Raw genomic sequence first — 13,436 nt, forward strand, 5'->3', positions numbered from 1 at the left:
ATGCCCGACAATAAGCAAAACGGTTTTGACTATGATGTTGCGGTCGTCGGTGGCGGTCCGGCCGGCTCGACGGCCGCGACCTTGCTGGCGCAATATGGCCACAAGGTTTTGCTGTTGGAGAGCGGTAGGCATCCGCGTTTTCACATTGGCGAATCCATGCTGCCGTTCAGCGAACCGGTCGTCCAACGCTTGGGGATAGATTGGAGCGCTGGCAACCTATCGAAAAGCGGAGCGGTGTTTATCGACGAAGCCACCAAACAGCGCATGTATTTTCCGTTGGCAATCAATCGCAAGACCTACCAGATCGAACGCGCCCCATTCGATCAGATGCTGTTTGAAAACGCCGGCAAACACGGCGTCGATACACATCAGGACGAAAAAGTACTGGACGTTGCCTGCCAACCGGCAGGGGTGGACATCCTGTCCGATAAAGGCCAATACCACTGCCGCTATTTGATCGATGCCACGGGCCGCAGCGCGTTAATGGGCAGGAAAGACAAAGCTATCAGACGTATCGACAATTTGGGCAAATTTGCGGTGTATACCCACTTCGAGGATATTCAACCGGGCGAGGAGGCCGATGAATTGTTCAGTTCCGGCAATATATACGTGCCGGTCGTCGACATCGGCTGGATCTGGATCATTCCGCTGGCTGGACGCCGCTTGAGCGTGGGCTTGGTGGTACAGAAAGAGCGTCCCAAGGACTGCGATGCGGAAGAATTGTTGCGCCGTTATTTGGCAGCGTCGCCGCTCCTGAGTCGTTTGATAGCAGGGGCGGCGCAATTCGCGCCCGTGCGAGTTGAAGCGGATTTCAGTTACACCAACCAAAGCCGATACGGGGTCCGCTATGCCTGCTGCGGCGATGCGGCCGGCTTCCTCGATCCGGTGTTTTCGTCCGGCGTATTTTTAGCCTTCACCAGCGCCGCCCGGGTTGCCGACCGCGTCCATTTTGGGCTAAGCGACGGGCGGGAAGCCGATCCTTATCTGCACACCGAGGACGATGACCAGTACTTGCTGGGTTTTAATACGATGCGATTATTCGTCGAACGTTTTTATCAATCCAATATTGTCCATAACTTGTTTTTCGAAGCCGACCGCGATCCGGATTTGAAAGCCCAGATCGCGCAACTGTTGGCCGGCGATTTATGGGTAGACGACAACAAACTGCAACAAAGCCTGCTGGCTGGTCGCCGCAGTGTAAGTTAGTTTTTCCGGAAATTTCCAGCCTTTGCCGGCTAAGCAGCATTTTTACTTTTCCAAACCTTCTCAGCCAACAGCCACTGCATCGAATTTAACTCTGCGTTGTTGATGCAATGCCAAAGATTGGGCATAACCCAACCCGACCATCCATCTGTCCGCGTCGCCGAAATGCGCGGTTTGTAGGCTGTGCTAATCTTTAGGGCTTTTGACTGGGACGAATCACTATGCGCGTTAATCGATCTTCATTGGGGCCAACGCTGCTCAGCCTGCTGGCGGTGGTCGTTTTCGGCTGTCCGATTATTTACACTGTTATGTACCACCCGATCAGCCGCATGGCATCGGCCAATCCCTTGTACAAGGAGTTGTCCAAGAACGCTTTTATGGTAATGTCCGCTAAAGTGGATTTGGCAGCCGGACGCTTGATCAGCTTTGACGATGCGGCCGGCAAACTACAGATCAGCAGAATTGTCGGTATGCCCGGCGATGAAGTCGGTTTTGCGGCGGGCATATTGTCGGTTAACGGCAAACCGGCCGGTAAATATCCGCAGAGTGCATTGCCCAACTCGATGTTAATCGTGCCGCAACAAGCCGTTTTCTATTTCCCGGATTTTATTCCCGACACTGCGGAGTCCGCGAATCCCGGGACATTGGCAAACCATCTACTGGCGCAGAGCAACATAAATGCAAGCGTGCTTTATGTATTCGATCAAGCGACGTCGGCGGTCCAGCACCCGGAACTGTTCGTTTACGGATCGGCTTTGATCGTGCTCTATGGCCTGGTATTTTTCGGACTGGGCAAGCGTAAGGAGCGTATCGTTAAACCGGTTTATTACTTGGCGCGAATTAGCGTTGGTTTGAATTTTGCGATCTGGTTATTGCTCGGAGTCATAGGCCTATCGCTTGGTTATAACGCCGTCATGCCGGCCATTTATTATGCGTTTGTTTCCTGGTTGACGTTTTTTGGCTTATCTGTCGCCGCAGCGGGCACGACACTGGTGGCGATTGTGATATTCGCGGTGTTGGCCCTATTTTCCGATACCGAATTCGCAGCCAAGCGCCTTAACTCGTAGTCTGGAATGACAAACGGCCAGGCTCTGCTAAGCTTGGCTCTCCCATTTCCCGCTCACATCTTTAACAGGACAATCCTCAACTAATGGATGCCATGCTTTCTTTAATTGAAAACGTCGAAAAAGTCATTATCGGCAAACGGCCGGTCATCGAATTGGCCGTGGTCGCGATGCTGTGCCGCGGCCATGTGTTGCTGGAGGATGTGCCGGGCACGGGCAAGACCATGTTGGCCAGGGCATTGGCCCGTTCGGTGGCGGTGGACATGAAACGCCTGCAATGCACCTCGGATTTATTACCGTCCGACATTACCGGTGTCGCTATCTACAATCAAAAAACCGCCGATTTCGAATTCCGGCCGGGGCCGGTATTTACCCATCTGCTGCTAGCCGACGAAATCAACCGATCCACACCGCGCGCGCAATCGGCGTTGTTGGAATGCATGGAAGAATTTCATGTCAGCGTCGACGGGTATACACATGAACTGCCCAAGCTGTTTATGGTGCTGGCCACCCAAAACCCAATCGATATGGCCGGCACCCACGCCTTGCCGGAAGCACAACTGGACCGGTTTTTCATGCGCTTGCGGATGGAGTACCCCAATATCGAACAGGAAATGCGGATACTGGCGGCGCAAACCCAGACTCATCCTATCGACAGCTTGCCGGCCGTCACGTCCGAAGCCGATATTCTAGCGGCGCGGGCTCAGGTCAAGGCGGTGCATATTAGTATGGACGTGGCTAAGTATATGGTCGGTATCAGTGCCGCCAGCCGCCAGCATACCGATTTGCGCTTGGGTATCAGCCCGCGCGGTACCTTGGCCATGGCGCGCGGTGCACAAGGCTTGGCTTATTTACGCGGCCGGGATTTCGTGTCGCCGGATTTGGTGAAAAGCATCGCGCCGGCGATTCTGGAACACCGCCTGATCGTCAAACCACAGGCCGCGGTACTGGGGCGCAATGCCGGCGACATTCTCACGGAAATTCTCGACCGGCTGCCACCGCCGGTAGTTTGATCGCTAGACCACAATGGCGCTGAGGCTGAAATTTTTAATCTTGTGCGGCTTTACGCTGGCCGCGTATGTGGCGGCGATCAGCCGCGAACAGAGTCTGCCCTGGCTGCTCGCTGCATTGCTAAGTGCCGCCTTATTGACCGGCATGCTCTGGCCGCGTTGGTTGCTGCAACGCTTATCGGTGCGGCGGGTCGGGCCGCAACGGGCGTTGGAAGGTGAAACCATCGTGTTTCGGGTCGACGTACAAAATCGCGGCTGGCTGCCGCGCTTCATGGTGGAGTTGGTCGACCGCTTGCCTTTCGTCAATGCCGCCGAACAGGGCGCCAACGACGGTGACAAATTGCTGGGCAGCGTCGCTTACGTGCCGGGCCGCGGCGCGCGTAGTTTCGACGTACCCTTGCTGTGCGAAAAGCGCGGCTTTTATAAACTGGGGCCAATGGGCTTGGCGTCCAGTTTTCCATTGGGCTTGGCTGAGGCGCGCAGCCGCGCCGATCGTTCCCGGCAAAACCTGACCATTTATCCGAAGGTATTTCCTATCCTATCACTACCGCTGTTCGGCGCACCCAGCCAAATTCACCGCGGTGGTTATTGTCTGCCGGAAGGCGCCGGTGCGGCGGAATTCTCCGGCCTACGCGAATACCGGCGCGGCGACAACCCTCGGCATATCCATTGGCCGACTACGGCGCGCTTGAATGAGTTGATGGTCAAGGAGTTCGAGCCTTTGGCGTCGGCATGCCTCTGCATCGCCCTGGATTTAGCCAAGGACGCCAATATCGGCCGCGGCAAGCACAGTACCCTGGAATACGCGATACGCATCGCCGCCTCCGTGGCGGCTTATGCCTGTAGCCAGAATATGCACAGCCGCGTGTTGGCTGATGCCGGACAGCCTTTGCGGATTTTGTCCGGCAAAGGCGATTTTCATTACCAAGCCATCCTGGATGCGCTGGCAATCGCGGAGGCCGACGGCGACACGCCGTACGCGCGATTGCTGACCGAGATTGCGTTGAATTGCATACGCGGCGAAACGGTCGTGCTGTTATTGGCTGAGCCGCCGCACCGCAATGCCGAAACCCTGCAGACGCTGGCTTTGCTTCGGGCCAAGGGCGTGTACTTGTTCGCGGTATTGTTTGAACGTGACAGCTTTCTAAACGCCGCCAGTTGGACACGTCGTGACAACAGCGACCGGACGTTGAACGCCGGTTTATTGGAGTTGGGCGCGCATTGCGTCACGGTTCGGCGAGGCGACGACTTAACGGCAGTGTTTAACCAATGACCGCATCGTCTCTGAGTTTTCCAGTCTATGTGGGATTGTTTCTAGCGCAATGGCTGGCCGTTGCCTGCAATGCATTTTTGGATATCCAATACGGCAGCTTTGCGTGGGAAATGCTGTTCTGGGCTATCGTCTTCGGCGGCACGTCCATTGTCGGCTGGCGGCAAATCCACTGGCTTTCGGGAGCGGGCAAGGTTTGGCAAAAGGCCGTGTTGTTTATCGGTTTCTTGCTGTTCGTATTGGTATTTATGCCGATTTGGGGTATGCCGCGCGCCGGGTTGTATCTATTGGCGATGTTGCAGGCTTCCTACAATTGCGTCACCACCGGCCGGCGCGAGATGAATCTGGGGTTGTTGGTGTCGCTGGCGATCGTGTTGTTTGCCGCCTCGCATTACCGCGCCGACTGGACCATGTTGTTTTATCTAGCGCCTTATATCGTGACGGTGGTGTTTTGTCTGGTTGCCGAACAAGTTCAGCGGCGCGGTGCGGACCTGCAGCGTTTGAGTCTAGGCCGGCCCAGCAGCCAAGGGCAGGGCGCGGCCATTTTGGCGGCCACCGCCGCCATCGTGCTGATCGGTGGCGGGCTTTATCTGATAACGCCGCAAATCAACTGGCCTTATCTGGAGTGGCGTTTCGGCCAGGTCAGCTTGCAAAATCCCGGCGGCGATATCGAACAAGCCGGCAGCGGCGGCCAAACCGGTTCCGGTCAGCCAGCCGAAAAAGCGGGTGGCGAGCAAAAACAAGCTGTGGGAGGAGGAGAGGGCACGGGCCAACAATGGCAGGCCGGCAGTCGTTGGCCGAGCTCGGCGGAAATGCGTGCCGCCGCTAAGCGAGTCAATATGCCGGCCTGGCAGGCGGCAGCGATCAACAGCATTGCCGACCTCAGCGAATCTACGCAACAAGCTTTGGTACCGGCTGTGGCGGTGATTTTCGACTGGTGGGAGTGGTTGAAACAATGGCTGCGCGAACACTGGCTGGCGGCGTTATTGGGTTTACTGGCATTGATTCTATTGGCTATTTTCCTGGCATTCGGAGCTTTGTTGCGGGAAATCCCTTGGGTACTTTGGCTAATAACCCAATGGGACTATCTGCGTTTGGGTGTGATCGGCCGCCATGCCGGTGGCGAACCCTCTGCCCGCCAGTATTACCGAGCGATGTCGCGCTTGTTTGCATTGCACGACGTGCCTCGCGCCGATACCGCCAACACCCGCGAATATCTGGCGCAAATCAGTCGTCGGCATCGCGATGCGCGGCGCAGTGCGGCGGAAATCACCGGTTTGTTCGAAGCGGCCCGTTACGGCGATAAACCGTTAGCGGACGCGCATATTCGGCGCATGCGGCAGTTGTACCGCACAATTTATCGTCAACTTTAATACGGCCAGCGCCATTGATCGTCTTCCGGCCGGTCTGTGCCGTGCTCGTAAGCGTAGTTGCGGCAATCGATTTGCCGGTCACGCAGTTTTTCCTTGACGTGGGCGCCGGATACTTGCAAAGCCGGAATCCGATCTATCGCGTCGATTGCCAGACTGAAACGGTCGGTTTCGTTTTGAATGGCTAGTTCCAACGGGGTGTTGATACTGCCTTTCTCCTTATAGCCGCGCACATGCAGATTACTATGGTTATGGCGCCGATAGGCCAGTCTATGGATCAGCCAAGGATAGCCATGGAAGTTAAATATTACCGGTTTGTCGACGGTAAACAGGCTATCGAAATCCCGATCCGACAGACCGTGCGGATGCTCGCTGGCGGGTACTAGCTTGTACAAATCCACCACGTTGATAAAACGAATTTTCAATTCGGGAAAGTGCTCGCGCAACAAGACCACCGCAGCCAAGGCTTCCTTGGTGGGAATATCGCCGGCACTGGCCATTACCAAATCGGGCTCGGCACCATCGTCGTTACTGGCCCATTCCCAAATACCGATGCCCTTGGTGCAATGTTTGATTGCCGTATCCATATCCAGATACTGCAGATGTTTTTGTTTGTCGCAAACGATCACGTTAATGTAGTCGGTACTTTGCAAACAATGGTTGGCAACAGACAGCAGGCAGTTAACATCGGGCGGCAAATAGATGCGCGTTACCGACGGGCTTTTGTTGACGACCAAGTCCAAAAAGCCGGGGTCTTGATGCGTAAAGCCATTGTGATCCTGCCGCCAGACCGTCGAAGTAATCAGCAAATTCAATGATGACACCGGTGCCCGCCAGGATACGGCTTTGGACATGGCCAGCCACTTGGCGTGTTGATTGAACATGGAATCGATGACATGTACAAAGGCTTCGTAGGACGAAAAAAAGCCGTGGCGACCGGTTAATAAATAGCCTTCCAGCCAACCTTCCAGCGTGTGTTCGGAGAGCATTTCCATCACCCGGCCATCGGTCGCCAGTTCGCCGCCGTCGGCATCTTCCGGCAGATAATCCGCCAGCCAGGTTTTCTTACTGGCTTTGTAAACATCATCCAGTTTGTTGGAGCTGTTTTCGTCGGGACCGAATACCCGAAAGTTGTGCATATTGGCGTTCATGATGTCGCGCAAAAACTTGCCCAGCGGCCGGGTATTTTCCGCGGACACTTTGCCGTGGCCGTCCAACCCCAAGGCATAATCTTGAAAGTCCGGCATTCGTAAAGCCTTGCGCAATAAGCCACCGTTGGCATGTGGGTTCGCGCTCATCCGCCGGCTGCCTTGTGGGGCCAGGGCTTTTAGTTCAGGAATCAGTTTGCCATTCTCCTCGAACAATTCTTCCGGTTTGTAACTGTGCAGCCAGTCAGACAAGAGTTGCATATGCGCCGGATTGTCTTTCACACCGGCCAACGGCACCTGGTGAGAACGCCAGAAGGCTTCCACTTTATGCCCATCCACGTCTTTCGGCCCGGTCCAGCCTTTCGGGCTGCGCAAGATGATCATCGGCCAATGCGGCCGGGTAGGGATGCCGCTTGCGCGAGCTTCTTGCTGGATTCGGCGGATCTCCAGCACGCAAGTTTCCAGTACGCCAGCCATCAGCTGATGCATGGTTTCGGGATCGCTACCTTCCACGAAATACGGGGTGTAGCCGTAGCCGCGAAACAGTTGTTCCAGCTCTTCATGAGGAATCCGTGATAATAAGGTCGGATTGTTGATCTTGTAGCCGTTTAGATGCAGGATGGGCAGCACCGCGCCGTCGCGGATCGGATTCAGGAATTTATTCGAATGCCAGGATGTAGCGAGCGGCCCGGTTTCGGCTTCGCCGTCGCCGACCACCACCGCCACCAGCAAATCCGGATTGTCGTAAGCGGCGCCGTAAGCATGGGAAATGCTGTAACCCAACTCGCCGCCTTCATGGATAGAACCCGGCGTCTCCGGGGTGCAGTGGCTGCCGATGCCACCAGGGAACGAAAATTCTTTAAAAAACTGCAGTAGGCCTTCTTCGTCTTCGCCTTTGTTCGGGTATATTTCCGCGTAAGTGCCTTCCAAATACACTGGCGCCAACACCCCCGGCGCACCATGACCGGGGCCCGCCAGGAAAATCGCATTAAGATCGTAATGCTTGATCAGCCGGTTGAGATGGATGTAGATAAAGCTCAAACCGGGACTCGAACCCCAGTGGCCGAGCAGCCGGTTTTTGATGTGGTCCGGTTTCAGCGGTTCTTTTAACAAAGGGTTATCGCGCAGATAAATCATACCGGCCGCTAGGTAATTGCAGGCTCGCCAATAGGCGTTGATGCCTTTTAGTTCTTCTTGGCTCAGTGGTGAGATAACCGCTGGTAAAGCTGTTTCCAGTGTCGTCATGCGCTAACTCCTTTGTTGGCCAGAACGTGTTTCCACGCTACCAGAACGGCGTGGAAATTCCTGGATTAGTGTAGTGTATGCTTGCGCAATTCAAAAATAGCGAATTACCGATAAAATTTGGCATCGTGGCATTGGTCGGATACAGCACTTAAACCGGAACAATGCTCGCCAATGATCGAAAAGCGTATTTTCGCAATCCATATAATTTGACATAATATACATTATGCGAATTTATTGCCATCTGTAGTTATTCGGTAAACTAATATTGTCATCCCTTTGGGATGATGTGCTATATTGCAACTTAATGAGAACAATTATTAATTAGTTTGCATGTCGACATATCTTAAAGCGCTGGCGACTGGCGATACAGGCCGTATAGTTGGATTCGATCAATCGGGTGGCGTTTATCGCAAGAAGTTGTTGGCCATGGGTTTAACGCCAGGCACTGAATTTACAATTACGCGATTTGCACCGATGGGTGATCCGGTTGAAATCAAAATTCGCGGCTTTTCGTTGTCGCTGCGTAAAAACGAGGCCTCCGTCTTACTTATAGAAAAAATATGAGTATGGATTTTACTGTTGGCGTGGTTGGTAACCCAAATTGCGGAAAAACCACACTGTTCAATGCACTGACCGGCTCCAGGCAACACGTCGGCAATTGGCCTGGTGTGACTGTTGAACAAAAAACCGGCGAATACACACATCAATGCAAACAGATTAGTCTGGTCGATCTGCCCGGCACCTATTCTTTAGAAGCCGATGACGACAGTATCTCCCTGGACGAAAAAGTCGCGCGCGATTATGTCGCTTCTCGCCAAGCTGATTTAATCATTAACATCGTCGATGCCTCCAATATAGAACGAAACCTTTATCTAACCTCGCAATTGATAGAAATGCGGGTGCCGATGATTTTGGTACTGAACATGATGGATGCGGTAAAAAAGCGCGGCATCAAGATCGACATCGAACTGCTTACCAAACAAATGGCTTGCCCGGTAGTACCGGTTACCGCCGCTACGGGCTCTGGTATTAAGGAATTACGCGACCTTATCAATAAAGCCTGCCTCAGCAAGCCCATTCCCGCATTACAAGTCAATTACCATCCCGCTATAGAACAAGCTGTCAGTCAATTACAGCCCCTATTGGCTCAGCAATCTGTCGATTTAATTTGTGACAGCCGCTGGCTTGCCTTGCGCTTACTTGAAAATGATACCTTGGCAAAACAACTTGCCGGCCCTGAACTACAAAAAATTGCAGAACAATTGCGCGCGGATATCGAAACGCAAACTCAAGATGAAATCGACATACTCGCGGCCGACGCGCGCTACGGTTTGGTTAATCAACTGGTACAAACCAGCGTCTGCAAACTTAACGAGGTTTCCCGCAGCACCACCGATAAAATCGACAGCGTGGTGTTAAATCGATTTTTGGGGATTCCGATTTTCTTGTTGGTCATGTATGCCATGTTCATGTTTACCATCAACATCGGCAGTGCTTTCGTTGACTTTTTCGACAAAGCGGTCGGTGCGTTACTGGTGGACGGTTTAAGCGAACTATTAACTGGCATGAATTGGCCTGCTTGGCTGGTGGTGTTGATCAGCAGCGGCATCGGCGGCGGTATTCAAGTGGTGTCTACCTTTATCCCCATTGTTGGCTTTTTATTCATATTTTTATCGATGCTGGAAGATTCCGGCTACATGTCCAGAGCTGCATTTGTAATGGACCGGTTCATGTGCATCATCGGCCTGCCCGGCAAATCGTTTGTGCCGATGATCGTCGGTTTTGGCTGCAATGTACCGGCCATTATCGCGACCCGGACGCTGGATAATCAGCGTGACCGGGTATTGACCAATTTGATGAATCCGTTCATGTCCTGCGGCGCCCGCCTGCCCGTTTATGCCTTGTTTGCCGCGGCCTTTTTCCCGGTTGGCGGCCAGAATCTGGTGTTTGGTTTGTATTTGTTCGGTATTGTGGTGGCGGTGTTGACCGGTTTAATCATGCGTCACACCTTGCTGCGCGGCTCCCCTACTCCTTTTTTGATGGAACTACCCGCATACCATTTGCCCACTTTGCAAGGTGTCTACACCAAAACCTGGGAACGCTTGAAAACCTTTATCTTCAACGCAGGCAAAGTCATCGTGCCTATGGTACTGGTGTTAAATGTATTAAATTCTTTGGGTACGGACGGTAGTTTCGGACAGGAAAATAGCGATAAATCAGTACTAAGCGAAATCGGCCGCGCATTGACACCGGTATTCCAGCCTATGGGCATCGCCCACGATAACTGGCCGGCGACCGTCGGCATTTTTACCGGCGTGTTAGCTAAAGAGGCCGTAGTCGGTACTTTGGATGCGTTGTACAGTCAAATGGCCGTTTCCGATCATACCGAAGAAGAAAAAAGCTTTGATTTACAGCAAGCTCTGTTAGAGGCTTGTCAAACGGTACCGGACAACCTGACGGCCATTGCCGACAAGCTGCTGGACCCATTGGGATTGGGTATCGCCAATATCTCCGATCAGGCTGCGGCAGCGGAACAGCAGCAAGTCAAACTCGATACCTTCGGCGTCATGCAAGCCCATTTTGATGGTCAGATCGGTGCCTTCGCCTATTTGCTGTTTATATTATTGTATGCGCCCTGCGTAGCCGCCACTGCGGCAATATACAAAGAAACCAACGGCAGCTGGGCTTTGTTTGTGGTGTGCTGGACGACTTTTGTGGCTTACTTGACCGCTACCCTCTTCTACCAAGGCATGACTTATGCCCAGCACCCCGATTCAGCTGTCGTCTGGATATTGGCATTAACGCTTATCTTTGCCGGAGTACTATTCCTGTTGCGATTTTACGGCGTGCGCCAAACTAGTGGAGTTCCGCAATGATATTGTCCGACTTACGCAGCTATTTGCAGGAAAAACGCCGGGTAACATTGAGCGATCTTGTGTTACATTTTCATATGGATGCAGACGCCTTGCGCGGCATGCTTGGCAAGTGGATCAACAAAGGCAAAGTACGATTAAGTCCTGTCGGCGCTTCCTGCGGCACCAGCTGCTGCAAATGTGATCCGGCTTTGACAGAGATCTATGAATGGGTGGATTAGCGTAGCAAGGCTGTAACGTCTCGCTACGCTTCTGGTTGTTATTGGCCTTCCGCCAACCAACCCTGTAGCGCGTCGATTAACTCTTGCGCTTGTTTTTCGCTGGAAATATTGAATTTGGATTTTTGCTGATATTCGCCGTTACGTTTTTGATAGCGGCGAATACTAAATCTATCTTGGCTATATTGATTTTTAGCCGGTTCCCAATCCTGATAACGGTAAATAACCGTCGCCCAAGCGCCCTTGCTCAGGACTTTTTTGTCCAGTTCTTTGACAGTTTCAACGCCGCCGTCTTCGTAACTAATGGTTAAATCTTCAACGGTTTCAGCCATATATTTCTCAATGAGGTTAGCAACGGCGCGCAGTCTACCATACATGCGCAACCATCAAAATGCCGAATCACCTAGCGTGCAATGAACTCGCCAAAAGCACGACTGCCCTCCCCCGTTTTAATCGTGTTTACCACTTTTAAGGTTTTGGCGTCGATGACGGACACATTATTGTCAAACCAGTTGGCGACATAGACGTTCTGGTCGTCCGGATGCGTGCTGATGCCTTCCGGCTTATCGCCGACTGCGACCACATCAATTTGCTTATATGTGGTGGTATCAACGACCGATACGGTGCTATCGTCCTGATTAGTAACAAACAGCAAACTATCGTTTAACGCCAGTGCAACCGCATACGGCCTGGCGCCAACCTTGATGGTAGCCAAACGCTTTAGACTGCGGGCGTCCAAAACGGTCACATTGTCACTTTCCACATTAGCGGAATACAAACGCTTACCCTGACTATCCACCGCTATGCCAAACGGATGCGCGCCGACTTTGGTGGTATTGCGGATAGTCAGTTTGCTTAAATCGATTTGCGAAATCGAATCGTCGATACGATTGGCAACATACAGCCAGCGATTATCCGGACTAACGGTCATGCCGGACGGCGATTTGCCGACCGTAAGCGTTTTAATTTTCGCGAAATTTTTGGTATCAAAAACCGTCACCGAATTTTCATACCAATCAGCGACAAATACCTGCTCGCCCTTTCTGTCCGCGGTGATCCCTAGCGAAGCGCCGCCGACCTTAACCTTGGTTAATTTAGTAAGTTTTTCGCTATCCAAAACCGCAAAACCGCCACCTTCAGGGGTGCTGATATATACCTGTTTCTTCGGTTGATTCAGCGCAACGCCAGCCGGCTTACCTTCCACTTTGATCGTTTCAACGACCTGTTGGCTTTTGGTATCGATAACAGATACCGAATTATCCAACTGATTGGTAATAAAAGCGCGCGAATCAGCGCTAACGCCAGATGCGAATGCACCGAGCAATGAAAAAGCCAACAACGAATATCTGATGCGCATGGTGAGAATGACAGGAATGGGGGGGCGAGGGTTCTCGGCGCGAATGACCGAGAACCAAATAACAAAAGCTTAGCGTTTAATATCGATCTCAACCGCGGCGGAACCTGAGCCTACTTTTTTAGCAATCGCTTCCAGACCGGTTTTCAAAACATTGCTAACCGCTTTATCGGCAGTTTCTTCGTTCAATTCGGCTGGTGGGTTGTTGTTAACATAGGCACGGTAGTAAGTGGCCACCCACTCGATTTCGGCTTTTCCGCCTTTGTCGTTCACGGACAATTCTGCCGCATAGTTACCCACAGGCAATACTGGCAGCGGCTCGTCTTGACCGGCGTGTTTAATGGTGCCGGTTGAGCTCATATCGGTGATTTTGTATTTGTAAGAGAATTTCGCTGCGTCATAGGCTTTTAATTCTTCGGTGATAGTGCCGTTCGCCAAAGTCAACACGCGGATAGCGCCTTTATTATTGGTGCCGTCGCCTTTCACGCTTTTAATGCCTGGGTGCCAAGACATATCATCGTAGTTCTTGATCAAATCCCACACTTTGGCCGCTGGGGCATCAACAGTGATGGTGGCTGTCATTTTTGCTCTGACCGGACCATGAGCATGGGCAAAACCGGCGAACAAAAATAAAACGGTTGAAACGAGCAACGAGGTTTTTTTCATAACACTTTCCTATGA

The 13,436-nt window shown here is 52.6% G+C and carries 12 protein-coding genes; 8 read left to right on the top strand and 4 right to left on the bottom strand.

Annotated features, from left to right (window positions below):
- The 5 genes from ACMXD4_RS11230 (at window position 1) to ACMXD4_RS11250 (ending at window position 5,920) form a co-directional block, all read left to right on the top strand.
- Window positions 1–1,206: an NAD(P)/FAD-dependent oxidoreductase gene (locus tag ACMXD4_RS11230; RefSeq protein WP_415878088.1), complete on the top strand. Its 1,206-nt coding sequence runs from the start codon at window positions 1–3 to the stop codon at window positions 1,204–1,206.
- A 218-nt stretch (window positions 1,207–1,424) separates the two neighbouring features.
- Window positions 1,425–2,270 carry a S26 family signal peptidase gene (locus tag ACMXD4_RS11235; RefSeq protein WP_415878089.1) on the top strand — a complete coding sequence of 282 codons (846 nt, stop codon included), beginning with the start codon at window positions 1,425–1,427 and terminating at the stop codon, window positions 2,268–2,270.
- A gap of 92 nt (window positions 2,271–2,362) precedes the next feature.
- Window positions 2,363–3,280 (top strand): AAA family ATPase, encoded by a 918-nt coding sequence (locus tag ACMXD4_RS11240; protein WP_415878090.1) that lies wholly within the window; start codon window positions 2,363–2,365, stop codon window positions 3,278–3,280.
- Between the two features lie 13 nt (window positions 3,281–3,293).
- The gene (locus ACMXD4_RS11245) at window positions 3,294–4,550 is read left to right on the top strand and encodes a DUF58 domain-containing protein (RefSeq protein WP_415878091.1); all 1,257 of its coding nucleotides are present in this window, start codon (window positions 3,294–3,296) and stop codon (window positions 4,548–4,550) included.
- Entirely contained in the window at window positions 4,547–5,920 is a 1,374-nt protein-coding gene (locus ACMXD4_RS11250; RefSeq protein ID WP_415878092.1) for a DUF4129 domain-containing protein, read from the top strand. The genes ACMXD4_RS11245 and ACMXD4_RS11250 overlap by 4 nt, the downstream gene beginning before the upstream one ends.
- Here ACMXD4_RS11250 and ACMXD4_RS11255 read toward each other — a convergent pair.
- Entirely contained in the window at window positions 5,917–8,310 is a 2,394-nt protein-coding gene (locus ACMXD4_RS11255; RefSeq protein WP_415878093.1) for a phosphoketolase, read from the bottom strand. The genes ACMXD4_RS11250 and ACMXD4_RS11255 overlap by 4 nt on opposite strands.
- Before the next feature lie 330 nt (window positions 8,311–8,640).
- On the opposite strand from ACMXD4_RS11255, the gene ACMXD4_RS11260 reads away from it, so the two are divergent.
- The 3 genes from ACMXD4_RS11260 to ACMXD4_RS11270 are packed head-to-tail and all read left to right on the top strand — an operon-like array spanning window position 8,641 to window position 11,404.
- On the top strand, window positions 8,641–8,874 hold the full coding sequence (locus tag ACMXD4_RS11260) for a FeoA family protein (RefSeq protein ID WP_033156249.1): 234 nt from the start codon (window positions 8,641–8,643) through the stop codon (window positions 8,872–8,874).
- Window positions 8,871–11,186: a Fe(2+) transporter permease subunit FeoB gene (gene feoB / locus ACMXD4_RS11265; protein WP_415878094.1), complete on the top strand. Its 2,316-nt coding sequence runs from the start codon at window positions 8,871–8,873 to the stop codon at window positions 11,184–11,186. Before ACMXD4_RS11260 ends, feoB begins: the two co-directional genes overlap by 4 nt.
- On the top strand, window positions 11,183–11,404 hold the full coding sequence (locus tag ACMXD4_RS11270; RefSeq protein WP_033156247.1) for a FeoC-like transcriptional regulator: 222 nt from the start codon (window positions 11,183–11,185) through the stop codon (window positions 11,402–11,404). The genes feoB and ACMXD4_RS11270 overlap by 4 nt, the downstream gene beginning before the upstream one ends.
- A 38-nt stretch (window positions 11,405–11,442) precedes the next feature.
- On the opposite strand, the gene ACMXD4_RS11275 is transcribed toward ACMXD4_RS11270, so the two are convergent.
- The 3 genes from ACMXD4_RS11275 to ACMXD4_RS11285 all read right to left on the bottom strand — a co-directional run bounded on the left by ACMXD4_RS11275 (window position 11,443) and on the right by ACMXD4_RS11285 (window position 13,421).
- Window positions 11,443–11,733 carry a hypothetical protein gene (locus tag ACMXD4_RS11275; protein ID WP_036272448.1) on the bottom strand — a complete coding sequence of 97 codons (291 nt, stop codon included), beginning with the start codon at window positions 11,731–11,733 and terminating at the stop codon, window positions 11,443–11,445.
- A gap of 71 nt (window positions 11,734–11,804) precedes the next feature.
- Complete coding sequence (locus ACMXD4_RS11280; protein WP_205450212.1) at window positions 11,805–12,758, bottom strand: beta-propeller fold lactonase family protein; 954 nt, start codon at window positions 12,756–12,758, stop codon at window positions 11,805–11,807.
- Window positions 12,759–12,827: 69 nt separating this feature from the next.
- On the bottom strand, window positions 12,828–13,421 hold the full coding sequence (locus ACMXD4_RS11285) for an SRPBCC family protein (protein ID WP_033156245.1): 594 nt from the start codon (window positions 13,419–13,421) through the stop codon (window positions 12,828–12,830).
- Window positions 13,422–13,436 lie beyond the last annotated feature (15 nt).

Source organism: Methylomonas sp. TEB (genome assembly GCF_047777895.1).
GTDB lineage: Bacteria > Pseudomonadota > Gammaproteobacteria > Methylococcales > Methylomonadaceae > Methylomonas.